Raw genomic sequence first — 1,923 nt, 5'->3', positions numbered from 1 at the left:
TTGTGGTTTACTTATAGCTTTTATTATCTTTATAAGCTTAGCTTATCGCCCTTTAGAGCTTATCTTTTGGGATAGGTATTATTATGAAAAAGAAAATCAAATTAGAAAAGAGATATCTAAATTATTCTGGAGCAACGAAGAAGAATTTAAAAAAGTTTTTGTAGAACAAAACTTAAATCAAGAATTAAAACTTAATCAAAAAGAATTATTAAATTATATGCATAATTTTAAAAAAGATTTTAAATTTATGCAAATTTTAGGTTTAGACAATGCTTATTTGGTAGCTCTTAGAAATAAAGTAAGTATATTTGGAAGAAAAAGTGAAACTAATCTTAATTATTTTTATCTTGCTTCTAATAGCACTACCAATTTAAACGAAATGAATAATTTTATAAGCATTATGGATAGATATATCATTTTTATTAACAAAATAGATGCATTGCCTGACACTTATGCACTTATGAAAATAGCCTTTAATGCTGATTATTTTCTTTTTAATTTAATCCCATTTGCTTCAAGCCTAGATAAAAACTTTATGTGTTCTATACCTCAAAAAGAACAGTTATTAGAAAATATGATAAATTCTTATGAAAAAATGGATTTATTATACAAAACAAAACTAAAAACCGAAATTCAAGAAATGATATACCCAGCAATATATGGAGCAAAAAAACTTAATTATTTTATAAATATTGCTAAAGGAAGATTAAATGCATGCGGAAGATAATTTAAATTTTAAAGATAATTTTTAAATTATATAGGAAAAATAAATGTCTATTTATAAAGAATGTGAAGTTTGTAAAACAAAAATCAATAAATTACAAAATATTTGGAATATATTCTCAGGCAAATTAGAAATAAAATGCAAAAATTGCAAAAGTAAATATGGAGTTTCTAGTAAGATTATAAACTGGATATATGATACTTTTGTATATTTATTGCTTATTCCAGATAGTATGCTTTTAATTATAATATTTTTTGGTGGATATTTTTTTGTCAAATATGGATTATTAGTAGTGCTTTACTTATTAGCAATTATCCTTCTTGTTAGAAAACTAATAAATATTGTTTTACTTCTTCTTTGTAAATTAAAAAGGCTAGAAAATGACAAATAAAGGATTAATGGAACATCTTAAGGATATTAAAGATGGTATTGTAGATTGTTATATAGGACTTTATGATTTTGGAGATTTTTTAGCTAGAATTTCAGGTTTTAGAGATTGGCAAGAAAAAAGTGTTATTTTAGATGATTTTCATAAAAGGCAGACACTAGAAGAATTGGACTTTTTAAAAGATATTATTAAAAATGAAACTTCTAGAAATGTTATACTAGAATATTTAATAAAAGATGCCAATAGAAGGCCTTTATATTATTTAACACCCGCTGGGATAATTTTAATTTTAAATATAACAACCAAAGCAAAAAAACTATTCATAATAAACATAACTTCTCTAGGAGGAAAAGCAACATCCACCACCCACTCTCTCTACCCCTACTACAAAAACATACAAAATTCCTTTGCTCCTTTATGTTCTATAGATGATAAAAATAGTAATTTATTAAAAGAATTTAATTTTGATAGTTTTTCTTGTAATTTTTACAATAATAATATTTTCAATCAAAGTCTTAAATATTTAGATAATATACAAGATGAAAAAGAATATATCAATGAGTATAAAATATTTTTAGAAAATCTTAATCACTTTAATCAAGAATATAATAATTATAAACTTATGTCTATACAAGTAATCAATAATTTAAAAATAGCCTATATACAAAAACTATCTTTGCAAGATATCAACAACATCAACATCGATTCAAAACCCTATTTATTAAAAGCTTTATATTTTTGTGAAGATTATGTTTTATATGATAAAGATAAGCAAGCTTTATTTGATGAAAACACAATAAAAGAATTAGAA

Annotated in this window: 2 protein-coding genes and 1 pseudogene; all 3 read left to right on the top strand. The window is 23.0% G+C overall.

The features are described from left to right. Positions 1 to 727: hypothetical protein (locus tag L8X40_RS08240; RefSeq protein ID WP_263667670.1), on the top strand; the 727-nt coding region annotated here is incomplete at its 5' end. A 43-nt stretch (positions 728 to 770) separates the two neighbouring features. After that, positions 771 to 1,115, top strand: a complete 345-nt coding sequence (locus tag L8X40_RS08235; RefSeq protein ID WP_214099744.1) for a hypothetical protein — start codon at positions 771 to 773, stop codon at positions 1,113 to 1,115. Beyond that, positions 1,105 to 1,923: pseudogene (locus L8X40_RS08230) on the top strand (hypothetical protein); the annotation flags it as partial. The gene L8X40_RS08235 and the pseudogene L8X40_RS08230, both read left to right, overlap by 11 nt.

The organism is Campylobacter sp. CNRCH_2013_0855 (assembly GCF_025773025.1).
Taxonomy (GTDB): domain Bacteria; phylum Campylobacterota; class Campylobacteria; order Campylobacterales; family Campylobacteraceae; genus Campylobacter_D; species Campylobacter_D jejuni_C.
This window is presented reverse-complemented; position numbering and strand designations above follow the sequence as displayed.